This is a genomic window from Mesorhizobium sp. STM 4661, assembly GCF_000359125.1.
Taxonomy (GTDB): Bacteria; Pseudomonadota; Alphaproteobacteria; order Rhizobiales; family Rhizobiaceae; genus Mesorhizobium.
On sequence record NZ_CAAF010000052.1, the window covers coordinates 16,360 to 39,296 of the forward strand.

Here is a 22,937-nt window from a genome sequence, read left to right on the forward strand (position 1 = left end):
CTGAAACGCGTTGGCGCGAAGGCGTTTCTTCTGGTCTTGAATGTTGCGCTGCTGGTCCGTTACCGGCGCCTGACCCAGCGCTTCTTCGAAAGGATGCGGCATCTGCCGAACTTCGCTGCCCCGGCGACCTTCACGGAAAAGATACATTGGCGCAAGATTTTCGATGACGACCCGCGATTTGCGGTCGTGCTCGACAAGCTGAAAGCCAAGCAGTTCGTCAGGGATCGGCTTCCCTGGCTGCATGTTCCGGCTGCGCTGTGGCAAGGCGACAACCCGCGCGACATTCCCTTCGGCGGATTGAAGGTCCCCTATATCGTCAAATGCAATCACGGCTGCGCCATGAATGCCGTCGTTGCGGATCCCGCTCAGGTCGACGGCAACGCAATCATTGCCGACATGACCCGGCACCTCGCCGAGACCTATGGCGACCGCAAGCTGGAACGCAGCTACGCCCATATCGAGCGCAAGGTCTTCGTCGAGGCGCTGATCGGCAAGGATCAGGCCTATCAGCCCATCGACTACAAGTTCAATGTAGTCGCCGGTCGTGTCGCTCTTGTCGTGGTCACCGCCTTCCGCTCGAGCGTCCGCAAAACGGCACTTTTCGATCGCGACTGGCGGCGGCTGGCAGTCGCCCAGGGCGGCATCGACGCGACGCTGGAAATTGCCCGGCCGGAAAGCTTCTCACGCATGGTCGAGGCGGCCGAAACTCTGGGCAGCGAATTCGACATGATACGGGTCGATTTCTACGAGGACGCAGGCGAACCGGTCTTCGGAGAATTCACGATCTATCCCCGCAGCGGCCTGCAGCAGTTCGATCCGCCAGCCTTCGATCGTGAGCTCGGCGCGCGCTGGGACATTGCCGCGTCCCGCTATCTGAAGTGCCCGCCGGGCTGGTTTGCGCGCTGGCACAGGGCAGCACTTGCCGCTGCCGGCCACATCTGACCAGGAACGGCCGCCATTGTTTGCTGGTGCGGACGGAAATCGAACCCGTAGGATCAGAGAGGCTGATTTCAGGTCCGTTGAGGCCCTTGCGCATTGCTGATAGGCTGACGTTGCGGCAGCACAGGAAAGGAAAAGGGGAAAAGAAGGGGAAATTCCATGATCAATCGCAGTTCGTCCACCCGCGCAGTCGCCGTTTGCGGCATGCTGGCGCTCTCGTCAGTGGCCGGCAACGGCTTGGACGGCGTCTCGGGATTCCGCTTCGTCGGCGCGGCGGAGGCAAAGACAATCGTCATCCAGAGGACAACCATCTACATCAACACTCTGCCCAAAGGATGCGTAAAGACCACCTACAGCGGCGGTATCGTCGTTTGGAAATGCGGGACGAAATATTACCAGCCCTACAACAACCGCTACGTGCTCGTTTACATCAAGTAAGCGCGCAGGCCTCCGGGGAGAAGCTTTACAGCAGCCGGTGTTCGCGAGACATGGCACGCCGGCCGCCGCAACAGGGGCGTTCCCTGGAGATCCTCCATTTGCTTGGAAGTGCTGCAGCTTGGAGTGGTGCGGACGACGGGAATCGAACCCGTACGATCAGAGATCGAGGGATATTAAATACCTATCAGCCTGTTCACATGAGTTGTCCGAAATCGGATTAGTGCGTCGGATCAGATAGTTTGCGTGGCAGGATCCAGTCGTAGACCTAAGTTCACAAGTCCCGCGACCAGAACTTCGAGATACTCGTTGTTCGGCTGTACATCGATGAGAGCGAGTAGCTCGCGCCCGAGTTGGGAGACACCGTGCCCGCTTCCGAGGTGGCAGTACCCCTCGTAGTCCCCTGGCCACTTGCCCGAACTCGACGATATTTCAAATTGTTTGCCTGCGATGCTGATCCTGGCTTTGCCATCGACTATTTTGATGTACGTCGAGTGAGCGAACCCCTCTTCATGATAAATACCTAACGAACCGAGATTTGGGTCACGAAGATCAACTGTCATCATCGCTAATTTGTTGTTGATTACCTCGTTCGGAGTGTTCTTGGGGAAACCGTTGGGCAGGCTATGAATGAATGCCCAATCCTCTGGATCTTGGACATAACAGACACAAGCGGCCAACCGCTCTATCAGCCTTGCTTCCGAACGGCTCAACGTGCTTACAAAGTCCAGGGTCCGCGCTCCTATGTCGGCTGTTCCCGTAATTTTCCGGGCAAGAACTCGGCCCCACAGTGCCTGGAAGTCTGATCGGGAAATCTCGCCTGCCAGTCGCCAGTAGCGGTCGAGCCATTCGGTGTCGGGTTGACGTGCCGAAGTGTCCGTTGCGCGACCTTCGTGGACTAGCAGTTTTACGTCTTGTAGCGCTTCTGCGGCAATTGCTTCTCTATTGGCCTGAATCCCAGTCTGTTCGGCAATCAACCGTACGCTGGTGCGTTCGCCCAGGTCCACCGCTGCGGTCTTAAGGGATAGGCCGGCATCTTCTGCGAATTTCTGCCATTGATACGCAGCGGCTATCTCGACTTGGTTTTCCCGCCTCCGCTGCATTGGCCCAAGCAATTTGCCCACGCCTCGTTCAATTGCAGCAAGAAGGGTTTTGCCAATATCACCTAACCCTAGCAAATCCTTAATTTCAGCTGAAGCAGAAAGAGAGAGCTTCTTCCCTTCATCGTTTCTCATGTCGTTAATGCCTCCCTACGTACGAACTTACCCGCTGTCATTGAGGAAGCAATGCTCAGCCCTTACCGGGCGGAAGAGAGCCGAACTGCCGTTTCGGGCCAGATCAATTGGCACATCGGATACCCGCATCTTCGATGAAGGGCGCTCCAACCAGCTCAGAAGTGAGGAAAATCAAGCAAATTCAAAATGGTGCGGACGCCGGGAATCGAACCCGGATAGCCGTAGCTGAGGGATTTTAAGTCCCTTGCGTCTACCAATTCCGCCACGTCCGCAGGCCTTTCGTTTCAACTACTTAGGCGATTTCGTCAATTGCTGTCGTGCAAGCCGGAAAAGTGTTGTGCAAAAAAAGCCCCGTCTTTCATGGGCCCGTGGCCTCTCGGCTGTCCCTTGCCCTTCCGTGCGCGCTACCAGGAATTGGTTCAAGAGAAGGCCTCTATTCAAGGTTTTCCGTCATCTGTTCGGCTGATGTGTCGGGGCCTGGAAGAGGCGTATGTTTGAGGCCGGTCCCTACCGATCCTAACAGACCTAGCTCGCTGGCTGTCCCCCGCTGGTGCGCTTTTTAAGTGCTGTAAATCGGGCAGGGGGCTAAATCTGCCCGCGCCTCTTCTGGAGGCGCGGGCTTTTTGTGTTGTGGATATCTTGTTGCATGACGATTGACTCTCGCCCCGTGCCGAAAAGAATGAGGGCTGTAATCGGACAGCTCTCATGCATTCCACCTTCGATCTATCCACGTCGTTCGCCAGCGCCGAAGTCAACAGCTTCGTCGTCCTGGCGCCGTCTGGTAAGGAGTTCCGCTCCCACGCCGCCTTGCGCGCGGTCGAGACGTTTCTGAAGGGATGCTTCCCGAGGCTCGATTTCTACGCCAATGGCGACGGTTTGGCCTTCGAAGGCGACTATAAGGTCCTGCCGATCTGCGGCGTCGCGGACGAGGATCCCATGCTTGTCCTTCCTGATCGTGTTTTGATGCGTGGCATAGTCGCCGCGTTGAAGGGTTTCCGTCCCGGCCATTCGCCAACGCTGCACTAGCTTTCCAGCGATCAACAAGCATCGCGAGGGACGATCAGAACTTGTAGTTCAGGTTCACACCCACCGTATGCAGCTTGACGTCCTGGTCGCGGTCGAGAAAATCGTCCGGCGCATCGTAATGCTCCTTGCCGAAATCGTAGTAGCGGTACTGGGCGCCGACGATGAACTTGTCGGTCAGGGCAAAGTCGACGCCGGCGCCGATCGTCCAGCCGGCAGTCGTTTCCGTTTTGGCAAAAGTCGTGCCGGCGTTTTGTGACGTTTCGATACCGGCAAAAGCGATGCCGCCGATGCCGTAGACCAGCAGGCGGTCCATGGCATAGCCGGCCTTGGCGTTGACGGACCCGAACCACTTGATGTCGGTGCCGACTGAATTTCCCGGCTCTGCCTCGGCGCTGCCGTCAATCGCGGAATAGTTGAGTTCGGCCACAGCGCCGATCACCGCCTGATCGAATTGCCAGAGGCCGGCGACATGGCCGCCGATGAAGCCGCCATCGAGGTCCGGCGCGGCTGAAAACGGCTCGCCTTCCGTTCCCCCTATGTCGGAACTGCCCCATCCATATCCGGCCTGCAGACCCGCATAATAGCCCGTCCAGTCGAAGCCGGGTGCGGTCATCGGCAGGTCAGTCATCGGGTCGGCGGCGAAAGCCGGCCCGGCCAGAGCGATCAGAAACCCGGCACTTGCGAGCAGTAGGCGACGCATCGAGCTCCCCGAACGTCGATCCAGAACAATCCTTCGATTGAAGGTAACGTGATTTGCCGCAAAACGGAATCGGATTTCCGCGGGAGCGGATACCGGCGCCTTGTTCGCACCTGAAAAGGGTGGGAGAGCATTGCCAACTGGTCAAAACCTTGCTGGCTTGGCACAGTCGGGCAAACAGGAGTCCTTTCATGGCAAAGAAGCCGTCCGCAACCGCGACGAAACCCAAACCTTGGGCCGAGATGGCGACGCATCTGGTCGATGTCGCGATGGGCAGGAAGCCTGCCGATCTCGTCATCCGCAACGGGCGCTGGGTGAACGTCCATTCCGGCGAGATCATCGCCGGCACCGACATCGCCATTGCCGGCGGCCGCTTCGCCTATTGCGGCCCGAATGCCGGCCATGCCATCGGCCAGGGCACCAAAGTGGTCGATGCCGGCGGGCGCTATCTGGTGCCGGGCCTTTGCGACGCGCACATGCATGTCGAAAGCGGCATGGTGACGGTGACGGAGTTCTGCCGCGCCGTCATCCCGCACGGCACCACCTCGATGTTCATCGATCCGCATGAGATCGCCAATGTGCTGGGCTTGGCGGGTGTGCGGCTGATGCATGACGAGGCCGTCGCCATGCCCGTCAACGTGCATGTGCAGATGCCGTCCTGCGTGCCCTCGGCGCCGGGGCTGGAGCATGCCGGCGCCGAGCTGACGGTCGCCGACGTCGCCGAAGCGATGACCTGGGAGAACATCATCGGGCTCGGCGAAGTGATGAATTTCCCCGGCGTCGCCGCCAACGACCCGGTCATGTCCGGAGAGATCGCCGCGACGGTGAAAGCGGGCAAGACGGTCGGCGGGCATTACGCCTCGCGCGATCTCGGCCTGCCGTTCCACGGCTATGTCGCCGGCGGACCCGAGGACGATCATGAAGGCACACGCGCCGAGGACGCCATCGCCCGCGTTCGCCAGGGCATGAAGGCGATGCTGCGGCTGGGCTCGGCCTGGTATGATGTCGCCTCGCAGATCAAGGCAGTAACGGAGAGCAGGCTCGATCCGCGCAATTTCATCCTCTGCACCGACGACAGCCATTCCGGCACGCTTGTCCACGAAGGCCATATGGACCGGGTGGTCCGCCACGCCATTCAACAAGGCTTGAAGCCGGTGACGGCGATCCAGATGGCGACGCTCAACACCGCCCAGCATTTCAGGCTGGAGCGCGAGATCGGTTCGATCGCGCCGGGCCGGCTCGCCGACCTGTTGATCGTCTCGGATCTCGCCGCAATGGCCATCGACGAGGTCTATGCTCGCGGCGTCAGGCTGGCCAAGGGCGGCAGGCTCGAAATCGACATTCCGGCCTATGATTACCCCAGAACGGCGAAGAACACCGTCAAGCTCGGCAAGAAGCTCAAGGTCGAGGATTTCGACATCGCCGCCCCCAAGGGTGCCAACGAGGTGCGGGTGCGCGTCATCGGCGTCATCGAGAACCAGGCGCCGACGCGGGCGCTGGAGGCCGATCTTCCGGTGGAGGATGGGCTGGTCGCCATGGACCGCCGCAACGATGTCTGCCAGATCGCGCTGGTCGAGCGCCACAGGGGCACGGGCGGCGTCACCAACGCTTTCGTCTCCGGCTTCGGCTACATGGGCGATTGCGCCATGGCCTCCAGCGTGGCGCATGATGCGCATCACATCATCGTCGTCGGCACCAACAAGCAGGACATGGCACTGGCGGTCAACCGGCTGGGTGAGGTCGGCGGCGGCGTGGTGCTGTTCTCCAACGGTAAGGAACTGGCGCTGGTCGAAATGCCGATCGCCGGGCTGATGTCGGACGAACGCGCTGAAATCGTGGCAGTCAAGGCGGAGAAGCTCACCGAAGCGATGCGCAAGATGGGCTGTTCCCTCAACAACGCCTACATGCAGCATTCGCTGCTGGCGCTGGTCGTCATCCCGGAACTGAGGATTTCCGATGTCGGCCTGATCGACGTGACGACGTTCCAGAAAGTCGACCTGTTCGTCTAAATTAGGGTTGCCGATATTCATGGCATGCCGGCCTGCAAGTGGCGATTTTCTGCGCTTCCGACCTTCACCGGCCGAAGTACTTATGAGCGGTCGTGGTGTGGTAGTTAAGGCTACGGCCGGCGTAGGCCGGTGCTCACGCACTTTAAGTACGCTCCGCTCCGGTTCTCGAAAACCACCAGTTTGGTCGCTTCGCGCCCGTCTTCGACTCCGGCTCGGCCTGACCTGAATCTCAACAACCCTAGGACAATATTCGTCCGCTGGTCATCCGCCGGTGGCGATGGTCAACACCCTGAACGGCGTGGTGATGACGATTTCGGCGACGGAGCCGACGGCCTTGCCGATGCCTTGGCCGAGATTGTCGATCGGCTGCGCCGGATTGGATTCGTCCGATGCCAGGCCGGCCGGGGCGCGCAGCCGGTCGCCGAGCAACTGCACCAGGAACGGGTTGTCGGCGAATTTGGCATGGTTCAGCCGGTCGCCGCCCTTGGTCTTGGTCAGGTCGACCACCGACACGCCATAGCTGGCGAGGTCGGCGGCATCGCCATAGTCGCCGACGCGTGGCTTGTCACCCGAGATCAGGGAAGACAGCTTCAGGGCCCGGTCGTCACCCGAGAGCAGGATGGCGAAAGGCCTGTCGGGCTTGCCGTAGCGGATCATCTGCTTCTTGAACACATCGACATCGATGTCGGGCGAGGCCAGGATGACATAGCCGAGCTTGCCGCCGAGATCGCGGTCGCCAGTGATGGCAAGCTGGCGCAGCGCCTCCATCGTCACCCAGGTTCCCATCGAATGGGCGATGATGTCGATGCTCTTGACCCGCGTCTTGGCCAGCATCCGCAGCGTCGCTTCGAGATCGTCGCGCGCGGCGTTGGCGCTTTCCTTGTCGTAGATATAGCCGGTGGTCTTGGCGCTCGACGCCCAGGAGAACAGAACCGGCGTGCCGGGATATTTCGTGTCGTGCGCGATCTGCGTCAGCCGGTAGATGCCGTCGTCGAAGCCGTTGTTGAAGCCATGCACGAAAACCAGCGCGCGGTCGCCACGCATGGCGATGTTGGCGCCGACCGCCTTGGCGAATTGCGGGGCGCCCTCGTAGTAGGTGACGCCGGTGGCGGTGAAATCCTTCGCCGGGTTGCTGTTGGCGGAGCCCTTGGCGCGCTCGATGGCGCCGACCTGATGAACCTTGGGAACGGTCACATCGACGCTGGCATAGCTGGTGGTCAGCGAGCGATCGCCGTCGAACACCTGTCGCGGTTCTTTGGTCGCCTTCTGGCGGGTGGTGGCGACGAAAATCTCATGTGTGGCCGCGATGTCGGAGGCCGGCGCCGCGACTGTCGTCTTATTGAGAAGGTCGTGTGTATTCCGGCCGGCGCAGCCGGTGACAGCGAGCGCGAACGCAACGACGATGAAAATCTTCGAACGCACGGTCACGCTGGCTCCGCGAAAAGGACGTCAACGGCGTGACGTCTTTGGCTATGTCGATAAAGGCAGCGGCCAGCCGGGTCCAGTTGAAAGTGATCCGATGGTGCCGCAATCGTGAACGACCAAGTCCTTACTGTGTGAGCAGGTTGATGCGGTCGGTCACTTCCCGGTCGCTGGCAAAGCCATCATCCTGGCGCAGCCGCTGGCCGATCATCTTCACTAGCTCCGGATTGTCGGCGAACTTGTTGTGGTTGAAGCGATCCGATCCCTTGACGCTGGAAAGATCGACGACGGTCACGCCGTAGGAGGCAAGATCGGCTGCGTCCTTGTAGTCGCCGACGCGCGGCCGCGAGCCGGCGATCAGGCCGGAGAGCCTGAGCGCCCGGTCGTCGTCGGACAACAACAGGATGAACGGCTTGTCCGGCTTGCCATAGCGGCGCATCTGGCTCTTGAACACGTCGACATCGATATCCGGCGAGGCCAGCACCACGTCGCCGAGCTTGCCGCCGAGGTCGCGGTCGCCGGTGATGGCGAGTTGGCGCAGCGCTTCCATGGTCACCCAGGTGCCCAGTGAATGGGCGACGATGTCGATGCGCCGCGCCCCGGTCTGGGCAAGCATCCTCAGCGTCACTTCCAGCTGGTCGCGGGCGGCACTGGCGCTTTCCTTGTCGTAGACATAGTCGGTGGTCTTGGCGCCCGACGCCCAGGAAAACAGCACCGGCGTGCCGGGATAGCCGGAATCCTGGACGATCTGGGTGACGCGGTAGACGGCGCTGTCGAAACCGGTGTTGTAGCCATGCACGAAGACCATGACGCGGCCGCCGCGCGCGGCTATGTCGGCGCTGAGCGCGTTGGAGAATTGCGGCTGGGTATCGTAGCCAACGACCTCGGAGGCCATGAAATATTTGGCCGGGTCATTCGACTTGCCGCGCGAACGCCGTTCGATCTGCCCGGTCTGGTGGATTCCCGGCACGGTGACGTTGACTCGGGCGTAGTTCAGTGTGGCCGAGCGCTCGCCGTCGAAAACCTTGTTGGGGTCGTCGGAGCGCTTGCGCGTCGTGGCGATGAAGATGCTGTGGTTACCGGCGATTTCGGTCACCGGCGCTGAGACGACGGTGCTGCCGAGAATTTCCTCGGTTTGCCGGCCGGCACAGCCGGCAACCAGCACGGCAAGGACAATGATGCAAATCGTCTTCAACGGCACTTAAAATTCCAACTCCGGCCAAAGGCCCATCCACCCCCCGCGACACCTCCCGGACAGGCAGAGTGCGGCGGAAGTAAGTCGTGTCCAGCCGAATTGTGATCAGCGTCTGGCGACGGCCATCGCACTGTTGCGCGAAAGCCAGAACGGCGGCAGGAAGGCCGGTATGTTGGAAAAGGGCAGTACCTCGGGCTTCAGCCGGATGCCCAGCACGTCGGTCATGAAGGCGCGGCGCGCCTCGATGCGGCGCCACGCTTCGGGGTAACGCGAGGCGATCTCCTCGCGCAGCGGCTGGTTGGCGAGCGCGATGCCGTCCTCGATATTGGTGGTGAAATAGTCGGTCCCGGTCGCCGGAATGATGTCGACCTGCAGCGCCATGCCCGACTTCAGCCTGATGTCCGAGCCGGCGAATATCGGCGAATGCATCCATTCGTCGATATGGACGAGGTGGCCGGGATTGAGCGAGATACCGAAGAACGGATCGCCGATGCGCTCGTGCACCGCGTTCCACAAGGCGGCGCCGGTGACACCGATGCCGACCGTCTCGTACCAGTCGACGACTGCGGAAAAATAAGGTGCGACCAGCTTCTCGACATAGTCGTTTATCCCTCGCGGAAGCTCGGCTGCGTCCTCGACCAGGAAACCGGCGCGGGCGTTGAGCGAGCCGTGGAGGCCATAGGCCATGGTGACCGGGTCGCCGCGCTTGATGATGTCGAGGCGAGGGCTCGGCAAACCGTAGGGCGCGCGCTTGCCGGCCGACAGCATCAGGTGGCAGCATTGGGGCAGGCCATTGATGCCCATTAGCCGCGCCGCCTGCAACTCGCTCATGCCGGGTTCGATACCTCCAAGGACGTTGCGCAGGCCTTGCGACGAAAAGGTCGCGGCGAATTCGAAGGATGCAAGCTGGTCGGCCTCGTTGATCGCCCGCAGGCCGTCCGCGGGGTTCATCAGCAGGTTCGCCGCATTCATGACCGCGCCCCCAGCACTCTTGTCGCCGGCAAGTGTGCGCAGCGTGTCCGCGACGAAGGACGGCAGGTCGAGCGCCATCTCCCCGAAGCCGGCATCGCCGGCGCCGAACGGCTTCCAGCCGATGGCGCCGATCCGCCGGCCGGCTTTCAGGCCGCAATCAGCAAGGATGTCGGCGAGCGCCGGCGAACGGTCGCGCGGCTGCGCCGGCAGCGAGAATGTCTGGTAGAGGATGCGCTCGTAAGGCCCATCGCAGATCTCGGCATAGCCCCAGCCCTCATTGCCGACGAGGAGTTTCGGCTCCCTGCCGGGAACGATGATCAGCAGCGTTTCCTCGAAACGCGGATCGTAGCCCGTGAGATAGGCGACATTGGCCGCGTGCTCGCGGTCGCCGTAGATGACGAAAGCATCGAAGCCTGCCTCCGTGCCGCGCGCCGTCAGTGCCTCGATGCGCGCCTCGTAGGTGGTGCGCGGCACCAGCGGCATCACCGTCGGCTCGCCGAATTCCGGCAGCGACACGGTTTTCAGGGCAACCGATGCGACAGGCATGAACAAACGCCTCCAAGTGCTTGCAAGGATTCTGGGAATGCCCTTGGCGGGCACGCGTGGATCGGCCGGACAATGGCTTTGCAAGGTCGGATATGCAATAGGCGGAGATGAAACTCGCGCACAGGCGATCCCGGATGATCCTGCCATGAACAGTTTTTCTTCTCGCGTCGCTGCCGCCGCTGCCGCGATCCGGCAGATTTTCCCGGAGACGCCGCTGCAGGAAAACGACTATCTGTCGAAGAAGACCGGCGCGCGCGTGCTGTTGAAGCGCGAAGACCTGTCGCCGGTTCGCTCCTACAAGATCAGGGGTGCTTTCAATTTCTTCCGCAAGACGCTCGCCGCCGGCAACGATGCCGAGCTGTTCGTCTGCGCTTCAGCCGGCAACCATGCGCAGGGCTTTGCCTTCGTCTGCCGTCATTTCGGCAAGAAGGGTGTGGTCTTCATGCCGGTGACGACGCCGCAGCAAAAGATCGACAAGACGCGGCTGTTCGGCGGCGAATTCGTCGAGATCAGACTGATCGGCGATTTCTTCGACGACTGCTACCGCGCTGCCCTGGAATTCACCGAAAGCGCCGGCGCCCATATGGTCCCGCCCTTCGACCACAAGGATATCATCGAGGGACAGGCGACCGTCGCCTACGAGATATCAGACCAGATGCCCGGGGCGCGGATGCCCGATATCATCATGCTGCCGGTCGGCGGCGGCGGTCTCGCCGCGGGCGTGACGCATTATTTCGCCGACCAGCGCCGCGACACGCGCTTCGTCTTCTGCGAGCCGGCCGGCGCCCCAAGCCTGAACGAGAGCCTCGCCACCGGAAAGCGTGTCAGGCTCGCCAAGGTCGACAATTTCGTCGACGGCGCGGCGGTGGCCGAGATCGGCCGCGAGCCGCTGCGGCATCTCAAGGATTTTCCTGCCGAGGCGGTGCGGCTCATCCCGGAAAACCGGCTCTGCGCGACCATGATCGAGATGCTCAACGTCGAAGGCGTGGTGCTCGAGCCGGCCGGCGCGCTGGCGATCGACGCGCTGAAGGATTTTTCGAAGAAGGAAATCAGAGGCAAGACCATCGTCGCGGTGGTTTCGGGCGGCAATTTCGATTTCGAGCGGCTGCCGGACGTCAAGGAAAGGGCGCTGCGCTTCGAAGGGTTGAAGAAATACTTCATCATCCGTTTTCCGCAACGGCCGGGCGCATTGCGCGACTTCCTCGAAATGCTGGGACCCGACGACGATATCGCCCGCTTCGAATATCTGAAGAAATCGGCGCGCAATTTCGGCTCGGTACTGATCGGCATCGAGACCAAGGACCGCCGCAATTTCGATCTGCTCAAGGCGAATTTCGACGCCGAAGGCGTTCAGTATCAGGACATTACCGACAACGAGACGCTGGCGGGATTCATCATATGAGCGGCCAAGTCAAATGAGTGATCGGGGAAAGGTCTTTGTCGCGCTGTTTTCCGGCATCAATGTCGGCGGCAATCGCATCGTCAAAATGGCGGAACTCAGGGCGTTCTTTGGAGAACTCGGCTTTCCCGGTGTCGCCACCTATGTGCAGAGCGGCAATGCGGTTTTCTGGTCACGAAAGGGCGACGCCGCCAGTCTGACCAAACAGCTGGAAGCCGCCTTCGAGAAGAAGTGGGGGTTCCATTCCCGCATCATGGTGCGCGACCTCGACTGGTTCGAGCGGCTGGTGAAGGAAAATCCCTACCCGGATGTCGCGGGAGAGCCGAAAAAGCTCCATGCCTATGTGCTCGAGTGCGAGCCGACCGCCGAAGAGATCACGCGGCTCGCCGAGAAATGCATCGGCCCCGAGAGTTTCGAAATCAGGGGCGACGTGCTTTACCTGCACGCGCCGGACGGGCTCGGCAAATCAGTTTTCGCCAATCTCATCCCGCGCACCCTCAAAGTGCCCGGCACCGCCCGCAACTGGCGCACGGTCCTGACGCTGCTGGAAATGGCCGGCCAGGTCAGCGCAACTGAACTCGGGCCACCTACGCTGCCTGAGCGCGTTTCCAGTCAAAAGTCAGTTCTTCGCGGAAAGCGAAGCGTTTGATGTGGTCGGCGACGACGGTTTCCAGGCGCTCAAGCGAACCGGCTTCATCCGATGTCACCGCGATGTGAAGGGCGGTTGCATTGGCATCCAGAACCGTGCGGCCGAGCGATAGCTCGATAGCCCCATGGTTCGGGTCGAACTCGACGGGAAATTTGTGCGCCCAATGCTTGCAGAGCTGCTGCAGGTAGCGGCTGGCATGTTCGGTTGCGACATCGACGTGGCTGGTCGGCATGATGGATTCTCCTGGGGCGCGGCGGGCCCGTTACACGGTATGGCGCCAGTCCTGGGAAGCAGGCGCCGTGCCGGAGAGATAGGCATCGCTCCGGCAAACGCCATAGCCGCTCCCGATGAGGTGATCGCTTACCAGGCTCCAGTGTTCGCCATCGAGGCCCAGGGCTCGGCCTTGTCCTTGGCCAGGCCTTTCTGCAAAAGCTCGATCGAAATGCCGTCCGGCGACCTGACGAAGGCCATGTTGCCGTCGCGCGGCGGCCGGTTGATGGTGACGCCCTTGTCCATCAGCCGCTGGCAGGTGGCATAGATGTCGTCGACCTCATAGGCGAGGTGGCCGAAATTGCGGCCGCCCTTGTAGTCTTCCGGATCCCAATTGTAGGTCAGTTCGATCAGGGGCGCCTTGTCGGCAATGCCGCTTTGTTCGTCTTCGGACGCCGCGAGGAAGATCAGCGTGTAGCGCCCCTGTTCGTTTTCATGGCGGCGCACTTCCTTGAGGCCGAGCTTGTTGCAGTAGAAATCGAGTGAGGCATCGATGTCGGCGACGCGGACCATGGTGTGGAGGTAGCGCATGTGATTTCCTCGAATTGTTGCGTTGCGGCGGAACATAGGGGCCGCCCGGCCAAAGGGCAATCGCCGCAACAAATCGGGTATTCCTGTATTGAACCGTGAAAAAAGGCACGTCAGGTCTTGCACACCTGCGAAGCCGCGGTGTTAATCTCATGTCAAGAATCAGTTGTGGTGTTCTTGGCAAAAGGGGGCGTTCTTATGGGGGAAAAGGCCTCTTTCATGGGGCGGGACGAGATTGGTAGCGACGCCTTGAATCGGGACGAGAGGGGCGACGCGGCCGATCTCGTCGAAGTTGCGGGCGCCATCAAATGGTTCGACGTGGCCAAGGGCTACGGTTTCATTCTCCCGGATGACGGCTCTTCAGGCGATATCCTCCTTCACGTGACCTGTCTTCGCAAGGACGGCTTCCAGACGGCGCTGGAAGGCGCGCGCGTCGTCTGCCTCGTCAAGCATGGCGAACGCGGCCTGCAGGCGTTCCGTGTGCTCTCCATGGATGTCAGCACGGCAATCCATCCCGCGGAAATGCAGGATCAGCGCACGCCTGTCTCGGTCACGCCGGAAAGCGGTCTCGAACGGGCGCTCGTGAAATGGTTCAACCGAACCAAGGGGTTTGGCTTCCTGACCCGGGGCGAGGGCACCGAGGATATTTTCGTCCATATGGAGACGCTGCGCCGCTACGGCATCACCGAGCTCAGGCCTGGTCAGGTCGTGCTGGTTCGCTTCGGACGTGGCGACAAAGGCCTTATGGCTGCCGAAATTCACCCGGATATGGGGACCTTGCCGGTCTCGCATTAGGACGATTCCGGCCGAGGACTTTGAATGGCTCACAGGAACTGGTTGACGGCGAGCGCGCTCTGCGCCGCGATTGCAGTCATCGTCGCCACCGGCGCTTTCTTCTATTCGCAGCAGCCGACTTCGGCGGACGGCCGGGCGATGATCCTTCCCGTCGACCCGCAGCCGCTGATCGCGGTGACGAAGGGCGGCGAACGTTCTTTCTCCATCGAGGTCGCCGACACCTCCGCCGAGCGCGAGGCCGGCCTGATGTTTCGCGAGCAGATGGCCGACGATCACGGCATGCTGTTCGTGTTCGAGGAGCCCAGGGACGTGAATTTCTGGATGAAGAACACGCCGCTGCCGCTCGACCTGATCTTCGTCGGCAAGGACGGCAAGATCCGGGCGATCAAGCAAGGTGAGCCGCAATCCGAGGCGATCATCTCGTCCGGCGTGCCGGTGCGCTTCGTGCTTGAGCTCAAGGCGGGCACCGCCGCCAGGGACGGTATCGAGGATGGCGACCTGCTGCGCCATCCGGCAATCGGCGGGGCGCCGGGTGACGGCATGCCGCCAGCCAACAATGGCGATGCGCCGAACGTCGGCAGCGACTGAAAATGCATGTCGCCCAAAAAGCCTGCCCCCGGGCTTGACCCGGAGGTGTGCAGCGGTTTTGGGATAACGACATGCATGCAAAGAGACATTTGGCCGATGCAGTTTTTCTCCCATGACGGGTTCGACCTTGCCTTCCTCGATCGCCAGCCGGCATCGGGCAGGGGTGATCCGGTGCTGATGATCCACGGCTTTGCTTCGAGCCATTACGTCAACTGGGTATCGCCTGGCTGGTTCAAGACGTTGAACGACGCAGGCTACCGCGCCATCGCCTTCGACAATCGCGGCCATGGCTCTTCGTCGAAGAGCTACGAAGAGGCCGACTATACGCCCGCGAAGATGGCTTCCGACGCGGCGGCCTTGTTGAACCATCTCGGCATCGAACGCGCCCATGTCGTGGGCTATTCGATGGGCGCGCGGATATCGGCGTTCCTGGCGCTTTCCGACCCGGACAAGGTGGCGACGCTGGTCTTCGGCGGTCTCGGCATCGGCATGGTCGACGGCGTCGGCGACTGGGACCCGATCGCCGCCGCGCTTTTGGCAGTTGAACCAGAGGCCATAAGCCATCCGCGCGGCCGCTCGTTTCGAGCTTTCGCCGACCAGACCCGCAGCGACCGCCGGGCGCTGGCGGCCTGCATCGCCACGTCGCGGGAATTGCTGACCGAGGCCGAAATTGCGCGCATCGCCCAGCCGACCTTGATCGCCGTCGGCACCAAGGACGATATCGGCGGCTCGCCGGACGAGCTGGCCGCCTTGATGCCGAACGCCAAGGCATTTCATATCGAGGGTCGCGACCATATGCTGGCTGTCGGCGACAAGAGCTTCAAGCAGCGGGTGCTCGAGTTTTATGCCGAAAATCCGCGCTGAACGCATCTGTGCTTGAGTTGGATTGGCTCAATGCCTGTTGTATCGCCCGGAGAATGCAGCGCTCAGGATAAAGGCCGCTCTGTAGCGATCCTTCGCGCCCCCCTCTGTCCTGCCGGCATCAAAGGTTCTGCACCGTAGCAGTCGCAGGTCATGCCTCAAGCGCTTCGATCGAGCGCGCCATATTTTGCCTGGCCTGCGGTTCGAACCGCCGCCGGAATTCCTCTGTATGAAAAATATGCGGGCGGGCGAGGAAAGTCTTCAGCACCGCGCCGCGGCCGGCGCGCCACATCGGTTCCTCGACCCAGCCATACTCCTCGCGCACCGCTTGTTCATAAGCGTCGAAGGCATCTGGCGCCGCCCCCAGGATCGCCAGGTCCATATCGAGGAAAAGTGCTGCATCGCGGATAAAATCCCCATCGCCAGGGCCTTGAAGGCTGGGCAACTCATGCGTGGCGGTGGCTGATATCATCGTCGCGATGCGCTCCATACGCTCCGCATCGGTGCGGCCGGCGAGTTTTGCCTCGGCAAGTGCCGCACTCCTGGCCTCGTTGTCCTTGGCCCGGCTGTCATAGACGGCATCGTGGAACCAGATCGCCGCTTCGACGGCTTCAGCGTCGTTCAGCGATGCCCGATAGTCGCCGGCCAGCGCCAGCATCGCCTCGATATGGGCGAGGTTGTGATAGTGGCGGTCCTTTGCCCGATAGAGCACGGAGAGCTCGCGTTTCAGCGGTTCATCGATCAAGGGTTCGTTTTCCATGGCCGCTTGATTTTCCGTGACCAAATCCATTTGACAAAGCACTAAGGAAAATTGAGTTCACCCGTGCTATGATCTGGCTTATAGAGCATGTCGCCCAAAAGCGCGCAGCGGTTTTGGGACAACGACATGCTCAAAAACAGCGACTTAATGCGCATCGCTTGAATCACTTTAATCGCGATGCGCATTATGCCGCCGGAGAATAGGCAAGCCGGCAGCCCGGAGACATCAGATGAACAGCATTACCATTGCCCGCCCCAGCATGGTGCAGCCGATCGATCCGATCTGGCGCTCGATCCGCGATGAAGCGATGGAAGCGGTCAACCGCGATCCGCTGCTGGCGGCGTTCCTCTATTCGACCATCCTCAACCAGGAAAGCCTGGAGGAAGCGGTCATCCATCGGCTGGCCGAACGGCTCGACCATCAGGACATCGGTTCGGATCTCATCCGCCAGACATTCAAGGCGATGCTGGCCGACGACAAGGACTGGTCGACGACCGTGCGCGTCGACATCCAGGCCTATTACGACCGCGATCCGGCCTGCGACCGCTTCATCATGCCGGTGCTCTACTTCAAGGGCTTTCATGCCATCCAGACCCACCGGCTGGCGCATTGGCTGTGGAACCAGGGCCGCAAGGATTTCGCGCTCTATCTGCAGAGCCGGTCGTCCTCGGTCTTCCAGACCGACATCAATCCGGCCGCCCGCATCGGCAAGGGCATCTTCCTCGACCACGCCACCGGCTTCGTCGTCGGCGAAACCGCTGTCATCGAGGACGACGTGTCGATCCTGCACGGCGTGACGCTGGGCGGCACCGGAAAGGCCGGCGGCGACCGTCACCCCAAGATCCGCCGCGGCGTGCTGATCGGCGCCGGCGCCAAGATCCTCGGCAACATCGAGATCGGCCATTGCTCGAAAGTCGCGGCGGGTTCGGTCGTGCTGTCGCCCGTGCCGCACAACAAGACGGTGGCCGGCGTGCCGGCCCGCGTCGTCGGCGAGACCGGCTGCGACCAGCCTTCGCGGCAGATGGACCAGCTTTTGCCGTCGCAGACGATGGAGCATGTCGTCAGCTTCGACATCTGACGTCAGGCGCACAGTTAAATCCGGTTGTCCGCGTTAGGGGCGTCAGCTTCTCTCGCCGGCTTGCCTTTACATCGCCATTGTCGGCGTGCCAGAAGCGCGTCGCTAATGCATGTCGCCCAAAAAGCATGCTCTTGGGCTTGACCCGAGGGTGCGCAGCGGTTCTGGGACAACGACATGCATAGAGACAAAAAACAAAAGCGCGTCGTATGATCCCTCGGACGCGACGCGCTTTAGCAAGCCCGACGATCGGAGAGAACTGTTGAAGCCGGACGAAATCAGAAAGCTGGACGCCTATTTCAAGCGCGTCTTCCAGAATCCCAAGCTCCAGGTGAAGGCGCGGCCGCGCAAGGACGATTCGGCCGAGGTCTATGTCGGCGACGAATTCCTCGGCATCGTCTTCAAGGACGAGGACGACGGCGACTACAATTTCTCGATGGCGATCCTCGACATCGATCTGGCCTGAGCCCCTGGGCGGTCGGCACCGATCGGCCTTAAACCGCCAATTCCCGACGTTTGCGATTGGCCGCAGGCCATCGTGCCTTCGTCATCCCGGAGCGCGGCGGAGCGATAAAGAGCAAGCGCCGGCGTTCCTTCGCGCCCCCCTCTGTCCTGCCGGACATCTCCCCCTCAAGGGGGGAGATTGGCCGTCATCTTGGCTTTCGCAAATCTCCAACGTTGAAAGAGGTGCGGGACAACAAAGCTGCTAATCTCCCCCCTTGAGGGGGAGATGCCCGGCAGGGCAGAGGGGGGCGCTGTCCCGCCGACGTCGCGTAAAGTTCCACGCTGCCACGGCGCTCAAAAATCACGGAATCCTCTCGCGGTTCGCCTCGCCCTTTATCCTAATGTCCTGTCTTCAGGATACGCGCGGCCTCGGCGGCGATGGCTGTGTCGAGCGCCCGCCAGTCGCCCAGAAATTCCTTGGGAAAGCGGTAGGTCAGGCTGAGATTGTCGCCGACCTGGATGTCGCGTTCGCAGGGCGCCAGCGATTCCGCCGCACTCGGCCCGCTCAGGCAGCGCGCCACGAACGGGTCCTTGCCGGGGCGGCTGGCGACCGCCAGCACCTCGTTGAGGTAGCCTGATTTTTCGGTGAAGCCGTAGAGCGTCGTGCCGCCCGGGCCGGGCGTACCGGGCTGGGCGATCAGCGCGCTGTAAATCGGTGCGAAGCGGCCGCTCATGTCGCGCGACATCATCCGCGGCTCGAACGACAGGAAGACGATGTCCCTGCTCGATACGGTGTGGTTGAAATCGTCGCGGGCGGCCTCGCTGTAGCCGTCCATCTCGGGATAGCGCAGATAGAGGTCGAGGCGCGAGGCGATGCCGTCGCGCCTTGCCTGGTCGAAGCGGATGAAATTGGCTGGCACGGCGATGACATTGTTGCCGATGACGACCTCGTGGATCGTGGTGTCGTCCGTGTAACCGGCCATGGCGATCGAGCGGCCAAACCATTTGCCGCCAAGGCTGATCGCCACCGAAAGCAATGCCAGCGTCGCGAACGCGTGGAACACCCGCTTCATCAGCATGGAATCGACAACAGTGAGTTGCGGGCCTTCAGTGGCGGTTGCTTGCTTCATCGCGATCCCCGACATCGACCATCTGTCCCAAGGTGCCCTTGGGTGTCCCCTTTGGGTGTCCCCCCTTTGGGTGTCCTAGGACGGCACATCAGGCGCGGCATGGCTCTTGCAACGCGCCTGTCGAACGCGACTGTGCGATTTCATGGTAAATGGATGGTAAAGATGGGTCCGGTCGAGCACACACTCTTCGCTTTTATGTTTGGGCTGACGGCGTGCGGCCTGGTCGGATCGGCAATGGAGTTGATGTCGGGCCGCCGGCTTGCCTTTGCCGAACCCTATGTGTCGCCGAAGCATATGCTGCGCTCGCTGGTCGCGACGGCATGCGCCGGTCCCCTGATGTTTATCAACGACGCCCTGGACGCCTGGCGGGAGGGCCATATTTCGAAACTGGCGCTGATCTCCTGCGGCTGCACCGCGACGATCTGGGCGTTGGCTTTGGGCATCGCGCTGATCGACATTGCATCCCGGGCCGGCACGCTTCTAGGGTCTGCGAACCTTTAGTGCATGTCGCGCAAAAGCTTGCCCTTGGGCTTGACCCGAAGGTGTGCAGCGGTTTTGCGATAACGACATGCATAAGGCTTAGCGAGAGACGATTCGGAGGCGAAAAATGCCGCTCTATGCCATCGACGGAAAGGCGCCCGGTTTCGAGGACACGGACAGCAACTGGATCGCACCCGACGCCACGCTGATCGGCGATGTCAGGGTCGGCCGCAATGCCGGCTTCTGGTTCGGCGTCGTCATTCGCGGCGACAATGAGCCGATCGTCATCGGCCCCGACACCAATGTGCAGGAACACACGGTCATGCACACCGATCCCGGCTTTCCCCTGACCATCGGCCAAGGCTGCACGATCGGCCACCGCGCGCTGCTGCATGGCTGCACGATCGGCGACAACAGCCTGATCGGCATGGGCGCCATCGTGCTGAACGGCGCCAGGATCGGCAGGAATTCGCTGGTCGGCGCCGGTGCGCTGGTCACCGAAGGCAAGGAATTCCCAGACAATTCGCTGATCGTCGGCTCACCCGCGCGCCTGGTGCGGGACCTGGACGATGCCGCGGTCGCCAGGCTGCGCGGCTCGGCCGCGCACTACGTCGCCAACGCCAAGCGCTTCAAGGCGGGGCTGAAGAAGGCGTAGGGCCAGACCCAATGCCGACCTAGAAACAGCGGAGCCGGCCCGGGGACGGGGCCGGCTCCTAAAACCCGGTCGTTGGGGACGGGGAGGGTGGGGACTCGACCGGGTTTTTGCGTCGCGTCCTTTAGCGGACGCTGGCGACCGCGTCGGAGCGGCCGTCGTTGATCGTTACCCAAACGCCCGAATTCTGGCTCGATTGGCGCTTGAGGTAGGTGTAGTCGGTGGCGGTCCAGGGCAGCACCTTGGACTTGAGATTGTCGAGGATGAATTCGCCGAGGCTGGTGCGTACCGTCAGCACCGCGTGGCCGTCGCCATTCGACTGGCGCGCCACCGTCATCAACAGGTCGCCGGCCGGAACGCCGATAGCCATCAACTCGCGGCGCTTCTCCAGCACATAGTCCTCGCAATCGCCGAACCCGCTGTCGGCGTAGGACCAGACTTCTTCCTTGCCCCACTGCTCCATGTCGGTGCGCGGCTCAACCCTGGTGTTGACCGAATTGTTGATGCTGACGATCCTCGCCCACAGTTTGCGGGTCAGCTCGATCGGCGCCTGCGTCTGCGTCCTCTGGCTGCATTCCCGCGGCAGCTTCTGGCAGAGTTCGTAATGGCCAACCGGCTGTGTGGTGCGGCCGCCGGTATGCATGAAGGCAGGTCCCGCCGCCGATGCCGTTCCCCAGGCGGAAAGCTGCATCGCCATTGCCAAGAGCAACAGCTTGCCCCTTGTCTTCTTCATTGTTCAGTCTCCCCGTTTGAGGAGACAATGACACGGGTGGATTTATTCGGCGCAAAAGTGCGAAGTAGATATTGAGTAAAACGCCAATAGAATAAACATAAAATTTGAATCTTTTGAGTATAGGATTATTGAGGCATTCCTGGCGGGGCCGTATTCTCGCTGCCCCTCGACCCAAACCGGGCCCGGTTTTGGGAAGTCCCCTAGGCGAACAGGAGGACAGAGCGCTGGCAAGCGGACCGCGCCGGCCGGCGCGGGCCAACAAAAAACCGGCCGAAACAGGCCGGTTCGGTTTGCGCCGGTTCGGTTTGCGCAAGTGTTGCTGTCCGTCAGGGGCTGGGTGCGTTGAATTCGGAATCGAGTGTTTCCGGCCGCTGGATGACCGCGAACTCGACGGCGACGCCGTCCTCGAAATGCCGCACCACCTGGCCGCGCATCGTGCCCAGCGTCACCTGGACGCCGATCGCCGGTTTGACATCGATCTCGATCGCAGCACCTGAAAGCGACAGGTCGATGATGCGGCACTGGTACTGGCGCCCGTCGGTAAGCTGAAGCACGCTTGTCGGGTTGCGCGGCGCCACGCGTTCATGACGACGGTCTTCCGGCAGGTCGAGCTCGTGCTTGTTGGCAAGCCAGGTCAATTGCGCGGCGAGCTTGTCCTTCTTGCGCTCCGACGCGATGACCGTCATCGCGAAGCCATCCTGCAGAGTGCGGGTGATGACGCCTTCGATGCGGCCGATATGGTCGATATAGGCGATGACTTTCTCACCCGGCATGCCGATGCGCTCGCAGCGCAACGATACATTGCCAGGCGACATGTCGACCACCTGGCACGGATGTTCGGTGCGATCCTCCAGCATGAAGCGTCCATAGATCTTCACGCGGACGCGCTGAAAGTTACGCCTCTCGGCTTGGGACGGCGCATAGTCGACCGCCGTTGACCTCATCACCGCCTACACCCCGTTTGGCATTCCGCGCGTGATGCGGGGAATTTCACGGAAAACTACAGCAAAGCAAGTTAACAAAGGGGAAAGCCTGCCGCCGTTACTTTAAGATTTGGTACTATTCCTCGCGGCCGCCGTCGAATACGACGAGATGACGGATGCGGCGCGCCTGACCCAGCGCCGAAATCGTCTCTGGCGGATCGAGTTCCAGGGGAGCGAGCGAGGGGACGTCGATGGCCGGCCTGTTGTTCAGGAACACCGGTTCCTTCTCCGGATCGACAACGCGGATCGAATCGATCAAGGCGTCGGCGATCGGATCCGCGCCCAGCCAGAACGGTTTTTCCGCGGCACTTATCACGCCGAGGCAGCGCGGATTTTCGATGCCGCCATCGAGCGGCAGGGCGAGCAGTTCGAACTTGTTGGAGCGGCCGCTGCGGCTGAACCCCTCATAGGTGATGAGCACCACGGATTTCTGATCGAAGACGCCATCGATCAGCCTTGCGACGAGCCGCTGGTCCTTCCCGCGCCATAGCGAGGGAAAGGAAAACCCTTTCATCTCACGGCCATAGACCGCGCAAAGCCTGGTGCCGGCGAGCCGGAATACCGCTTCGCCACGCGTATCCTTTTCCAGGATGAAAGTGTCGGCCAGCAGCGACTTGATGTCGGCGGGCTCGACTTCCGAGCGCTTCGGGGCAGGGCGTCCGTCACGCAGCCGGTTCCAATAATGGAACAGCGTGATCGATCCGTTCTGGTTCATGCTATGCTGCTCCGCGCATTCTGTCGTCTGATGTCCCATCGGTGAACAGAAGGGCGCCCTCCGATGACCTACATGCGTTGCGGAGCAGGATGCGTGCCAGCGTCGTTAACACTTGTTCACGGGTCGGGGCCGTTAAGGTTAACAAGTGGTTTACGTTGCGGCGGGCCGGGACCTGTGGCACACCAAAACCACTCCAGAAGCGGTCGTTTCGCGACGATCGGCAGCAACTTCAGTCATGAGTTTTGGGGGTCGGGGACTCGACCAGCCGTTCAGGGGAAACCTTGGACGGCTTCTTTTTGATTCGCGGCCAACTTGATCGTGCCCCGCTTTGATTCGCCGGGACGATTCGCCGTTTGTGATTTGGCCGGCCGTGGCCTAGATGCTCCAGAGTCGAATCCT

25 protein-coding genes and 1 tRNA gene are annotated in these 22,937 nt (G+C 61.5%); 13 read left to right on the plus strand and 13 right to left on the minus strand.

The window, feature by feature from the left end:
* Positions 1-36 precede the first annotated feature (36 nt).
* Positions 37-942 carry an ATP-grasp fold amidoligase family protein gene (locus MESS4_RS16690; protein ID WP_244441150.1) on the plus strand — a complete coding sequence of 302 codons (906 nt, stop codon included), beginning with the start codon at positions 37-39 and terminating at the stop codon, positions 940-942.
* A gap of 156 nt (positions 943-1,098) precedes the next feature.
* The gene (locus tag MESS4_RS16695; RefSeq protein WP_006333089.1) at positions 1,099-1,377 is read left to right on the plus strand and encodes a hypothetical protein; all 279 of its coding nucleotides are present in this window, start codon (positions 1,099-1,101) and stop codon (positions 1,375-1,377) included.
* 230 nt (positions 1,378-1,607) lie between these two features.
* On the opposite strand, the gene MESS4_RS16700 is transcribed toward MESS4_RS16695, so the two are convergent.
* Both MESS4_RS16700 and MESS4_RS16705 read right to left on the minus strand, forming a co-directional pair.
* Entirely contained in the window at positions 1,608-2,609 is a 1,002-nt protein-coding gene (locus tag MESS4_RS16700) for a DUF2806 domain-containing protein (protein WP_036241479.1), read from the minus strand.
* A gap of 187 nt (positions 2,610-2,796) precedes the next feature.
* Positions 2,797-2,881, minus strand: a tRNA-Leu gene (locus MESS4_RS16705).
* Positions 2,882-3,314: 433 nt separating this feature from the next.
* Here MESS4_RS16705 and MESS4_RS16710 point away from each other — a divergent pair.
* Positions 3,315-3,635 (plus strand): hypothetical protein, encoded by a 321-nt coding sequence (locus MESS4_RS16710; RefSeq protein WP_006333096.1) that lies wholly within the window; start codon positions 3,315-3,317, stop codon positions 3,633-3,635.
* Between the two features lie 34 nt (positions 3,636-3,669).
* On the opposite strand, the gene MESS4_RS16715 is transcribed toward MESS4_RS16710, so the two are convergent.
* Positions 3,670-4,335: an outer membrane protein gene (locus MESS4_RS16715; RefSeq protein WP_006333097.1), complete on the minus strand. Its 666-nt coding sequence runs from the start codon at positions 4,333-4,335 to the stop codon at positions 3,670-3,672.
* 188 nt (positions 4,336-4,523) lie between these two features.
* On the opposite strand from MESS4_RS16715, the gene ade reads away from it, so the two are divergent.
* The gene (gene ade / locus MESS4_RS16720) at positions 4,524-6,341 is read left to right on the plus strand and encodes an adenine deaminase (RefSeq protein ID WP_006333101.1); all 1,818 of its coding nucleotides are present in this window, start codon (positions 4,524-4,526) and stop codon (positions 6,339-6,341) included.
* 261 nt (positions 6,342-6,602) lie between these two features.
* Here the strand turns inward: ade and MESS4_RS16725 are convergent, their stop codons facing one another.
* The 3 genes from MESS4_RS16725 to MESS4_RS16735 form a co-directional block, all read right to left on the minus strand.
* The gene (locus MESS4_RS16725; RefSeq protein WP_006333102.1) at positions 6,603-7,769 is read right to left on the minus strand and encodes an alpha/beta hydrolase; all 1,167 of its coding nucleotides are present in this window, start codon (positions 7,767-7,769) and stop codon (positions 6,603-6,605) included.
* 121 nt (positions 7,770-7,890) lie between these two features.
* Positions 7,891-8,964: an alpha/beta hydrolase gene (locus MESS4_RS16730; RefSeq protein WP_006333105.1), complete on the minus strand. Its 1,074-nt coding sequence runs from the start codon at positions 8,962-8,964 to the stop codon at positions 7,891-7,893.
* A 99-nt stretch (positions 8,965-9,063) separates the two neighbouring features.
* Positions 9,064-10,476 carry an aminopeptidase P family N-terminal domain-containing protein gene (locus MESS4_RS16735; RefSeq protein ID WP_006333107.1) on the minus strand — a complete coding sequence of 471 codons (1,413 nt, stop codon included), beginning with the start codon at positions 10,474-10,476 and terminating at the stop codon, positions 9,064-9,066.
* Positions 10,477-10,621: 145 nt separating this feature from the next.
* Between MESS4_RS16735 and ilvA the strand changes: the two genes are divergently transcribed.
* Entirely contained in the window at positions 10,622-11,878 is a 1,257-nt protein-coding gene (gene ilvA / locus MESS4_RS16740; protein ID WP_036241492.1) for a threonine ammonia-lyase IlvA, read from the plus strand.
* Positions 11,879-11,891: 13 nt separating this feature from the next.
* Positions 11,892-12,524, plus strand: a complete 633-nt coding sequence (locus MESS4_RS16745) for a DUF1697 domain-containing protein (protein ID WP_006333109.1) — start codon at positions 11,892-11,894, stop codon at positions 12,522-12,524.
* Here MESS4_RS16745 and MESS4_RS32340 read toward each other — a convergent pair.
* On the minus strand, positions 12,463-12,756 hold the full coding sequence (locus tag MESS4_RS32340) for a DUF2218 domain-containing protein (protein ID WP_006333110.1): 294 nt from the start codon (positions 12,754-12,756) through the stop codon (positions 12,463-12,465). The two genes, MESS4_RS16745 and MESS4_RS32340, sit on opposite strands and share 62 nt — an antisense overlap.
* A gap of 128 nt (positions 12,757-12,884) precedes the next feature.
* Positions 12,885-13,325, minus strand: a complete 441-nt coding sequence (gloA, locus tag MESS4_RS16750) for a lactoylglutathione lyase (protein ID WP_006333111.1) — start codon at positions 13,323-13,325, stop codon at positions 12,885-12,887.
* A 216-nt stretch (positions 13,326-13,541) separates the two neighbouring features.
* On the opposite strand from gloA, the gene MESS4_RS16755 reads away from it, so the two are divergent.
* From MESS4_RS16755 to MESS4_RS16765, 3 genes are all read left to right on the plus strand, one after another.
* Positions 13,542-14,117, plus strand: coding sequence for a cold-shock protein (locus MESS4_RS16755; RefSeq protein WP_198292765.1), 576 nt, complete (start codon positions 13,542-13,544; stop codon positions 14,115-14,117).
* Between the two features lie 24 nt (positions 14,118-14,141).
* Positions 14,142-14,705, plus strand: coding sequence for a DUF192 domain-containing protein (locus MESS4_RS16760; protein WP_006333114.1), 564 nt, complete (start codon positions 14,142-14,144; stop codon positions 14,703-14,705).
* A 96-nt stretch (positions 14,706-14,801) separates the two neighbouring features.
* On the plus strand, positions 14,802-15,569 hold the full coding sequence (locus tag MESS4_RS16765) for an alpha/beta hydrolase (RefSeq protein WP_006333115.1): 768 nt from the start codon (positions 14,802-14,804) through the stop codon (positions 15,567-15,569).
* A gap of 148 nt (positions 15,570-15,717) precedes the next feature.
* Here MESS4_RS16765 and MESS4_RS16770 read toward each other — a convergent pair whose 3' ends face one another.
* The gene (locus tag MESS4_RS16770; protein ID WP_036241494.1) at positions 15,718-16,326 is read right to left on the minus strand and encodes a hypothetical protein; all 609 of its coding nucleotides are present in this window, start codon (positions 16,324-16,326) and stop codon (positions 15,718-15,720) included.
* A gap of 229 nt (positions 16,327-16,555) precedes the next feature.
* Here MESS4_RS16770 and cysE point away from each other — a divergent pair, with 229 nt between their 5' ends.
* Both cysE and MESS4_RS16780 read left to right on the plus strand, forming a co-directional pair.
* Positions 16,556-17,404, plus strand: a complete 849-nt coding sequence (cysE, locus tag MESS4_RS16775; RefSeq protein ID WP_006333117.1) for a serine O-acetyltransferase — start codon at positions 16,556-16,558, stop codon at positions 17,402-17,404.
* 259 nt (positions 17,405-17,663) lie between these two features.
* Complete coding sequence (locus MESS4_RS16780) at positions 17,664-17,867, plus strand: DUF3126 family protein (protein WP_006333119.1); 204 nt, start codon at positions 17,664-17,666, stop codon at positions 17,865-17,867.
* Between the two features lie 376 nt (positions 17,868-18,243).
* Here MESS4_RS16780 and MESS4_RS16785 read toward each other — a convergent pair whose 3' ends face one another.
* Positions 18,244-18,975 carry a hypothetical protein gene (locus MESS4_RS16785; protein ID WP_036241481.1) on the minus strand — a complete coding sequence of 244 codons (732 nt, stop codon included), beginning with the start codon at positions 18,973-18,975 and terminating at the stop codon, positions 18,244-18,246.
* A 162-nt stretch (positions 18,976-19,137) separates the two neighbouring features.
* Between MESS4_RS16785 and MESS4_RS16790 the strand changes: the two genes are divergently transcribed.
* Together MESS4_RS16790 and MESS4_RS16795 are read left to right on the plus strand one after the other, a co-directional pair.
* Positions 19,138-19,476: a hypothetical protein gene (locus tag MESS4_RS16790; RefSeq protein WP_006333126.1), complete on the plus strand. Its 339-nt coding sequence runs from the start codon at positions 19,138-19,140 to the stop codon at positions 19,474-19,476.
* Between the two features lie 106 nt (positions 19,477-19,582).
* Positions 19,583-20,110 carry a gamma carbonic anhydrase family protein gene (locus MESS4_RS16795; RefSeq protein ID WP_006333127.1) on the plus strand — a complete coding sequence of 176 codons (528 nt, stop codon included), beginning with the start codon at positions 19,583-19,585 and terminating at the stop codon, positions 20,108-20,110.
* 121 nt (positions 20,111-20,231) lie between these two features.
* On the opposite strand, the gene MESS4_RS16800 is transcribed toward MESS4_RS16795, so the two are convergent.
* The 3 genes from MESS4_RS16800 to MESS4_RS16810 all read right to left on the minus strand — a co-directional run bounded on the left by MESS4_RS16800 (position 20,232) and on the right by MESS4_RS16810 (position 22,538).
* On the minus strand, positions 20,232-20,840 hold the full coding sequence (locus MESS4_RS16800) for a transglutaminase-like cysteine peptidase (RefSeq protein WP_006333129.1): 609 nt from the start codon (positions 20,838-20,840) through the stop codon (positions 20,232-20,234).
* A 326-nt stretch (positions 20,841-21,166) separates the two neighbouring features.
* Positions 21,167-21,784, minus strand: coding sequence for a PilZ domain-containing protein (locus tag MESS4_RS16805; RefSeq protein ID WP_036241483.1), 618 nt, complete (start codon positions 21,782-21,784; stop codon positions 21,167-21,169).
* Between the two features lie 115 nt (positions 21,785-21,899).
* Positions 21,900-22,538 (minus strand): PAS domain-containing protein, encoded by a 639-nt coding sequence (locus MESS4_RS16810; protein WP_006333135.1) that lies wholly within the window; start codon positions 22,536-22,538, stop codon positions 21,900-21,902.
* Positions 22,539-22,937 lie beyond the last annotated feature (399 nt).

What these genes read in the sequence shown, in the direction of transcription:
- MESS4_RS16760 (WP_006333114.1), top strand. Translation starts at nt 14,142, where the DNA reads ATGGCTCACAGGAACTGGTTGACGGCGAGCGCGCTCTGCGCCGCGATT.
- MESS4_RS16810 (WP_006333135.1), bottom strand. Translation starts at nt 22,538, where the DNA reads ATGAACCAGAACGGATCGATCACGCTGTTCCATTATTGGAACCGGCTG.
- MESS4_RS16735 (WP_006333107.1), bottom strand. Translation starts at nt 10,476, where the DNA reads ATGCCTGTCGCATCGGTTGCCCTGAAAACCGTGTCGCTGCCGGAATTC.
- MESS4_RS16800 (WP_006333129.1), bottom strand. Translation starts at nt 20,840, where the DNA reads ATGAAGAAGACAAGGGGCAAGCTGTTGCTCTTGGCAATGGCGATGCAG.
- ade (WP_006333101.1), top strand. Translation starts at nt 4,524, where the DNA reads ATGGCAAAGAAGCCGTCCGCAACCGCGACGAAACCCAAACCTTGGGCC.
- MESS4_RS16785 (WP_036241481.1), bottom strand. Translation starts at nt 18,975, where the DNA reads ATGAAGCAAGCAACCGCCACTGAAGGCCCGCAACTCACTGTTGTCGAT.
- MESS4_RS16710 (WP_006333096.1), top strand. Translation starts at nt 3,315, where the DNA reads ATGCATTCCACCTTCGATCTATCCACGTCGTTCGCCAGCGCCGAAGTC.
- gloA (WP_006333111.1), bottom strand. Translation starts at nt 13,325, where the DNA reads ATGCGCTACCTCCACACCATGGTCCGCGTCGCCGACATCGATGCCTCA.
- MESS4_RS16745 (WP_006333109.1), top strand. Translation starts at nt 11,892, where the DNA reads ATGAGTGATCGGGGAAAGGTCTTTGTCGCGCTGTTTTCCGGCATCAAT.
- MESS4_RS16795 (WP_006333127.1), top strand. Translation starts at nt 19,583, where the DNA reads ATGCCGCTCTATGCCATCGACGGAAAGGCGCCCGGTTTCGAGGACACG.
- MESS4_RS16715 (WP_006333097.1), bottom strand. Translation starts at nt 4,335, where the DNA reads ATGCGTCGCCTACTGCTCGCAAGTGCCGGGTTTCTGATCGCTCTGGCC.
- ilvA (WP_036241492.1), top strand. Translation starts at nt 10,622, where the DNA reads ATGAACAGTTTTTCTTCTCGCGTCGCTGCCGCCGCTGCCGCGATCCGG.
- MESS4_RS16790 (WP_006333126.1), top strand. Translation starts at nt 19,138, where the DNA reads ATGGGTCCGGTCGAGCACACACTCTTCGCTTTTATGTTTGGGCTGACG.
- MESS4_RS16700 (WP_036241479.1), bottom strand. Translation starts at nt 2,609, where the DNA reads ATGAGAAACGATGAAGGGAAGAAGCTCTCTCTTTCTGCTTCAGCTGAA.
- MESS4_RS16805 (WP_036241483.1), bottom strand. Translation starts at nt 21,784, where the DNA reads ATGAGGTCAACGGCGGTCGACTATGCGCCGTCCCAAGCCGAGAGGCGT.
- MESS4_RS16695 (WP_006333089.1), top strand. Translation starts at nt 1,099, where the DNA reads ATGATCAATCGCAGTTCGTCCACCCGCGCAGTCGCCGTTTGCGGCATG.
- MESS4_RS32340 (WP_006333110.1), bottom strand. Translation starts at nt 12,756, where the DNA reads ATGCCGACCAGCCACGTCGATGTCGCAACCGAACATGCCAGCCGCTAC.
- MESS4_RS16755 (WP_198292765.1), top strand. Translation starts at nt 13,542, where the DNA reads ATGGGGCGGGACGAGATTGGTAGCGACGCCTTGAATCGGGACGAGAGG.
- cysE (WP_006333117.1), top strand. Translation starts at nt 16,556, where the DNA reads ATGAACAGCATTACCATTGCCCGCCCCAGCATGGTGCAGCCGATCGAT.
- MESS4_RS16765 (WP_006333115.1), top strand. Translation starts at nt 14,802, where the DNA reads ATGCAGTTTTTCTCCCATGACGGGTTCGACCTTGCCTTCCTCGATCGC.
- MESS4_RS16770 (WP_036241494.1), bottom strand. Translation starts at nt 16,326, where the DNA reads ATGGAAAACGAACCCTTGATCGATGAACCGCTGAAACGCGAGCTCTCC.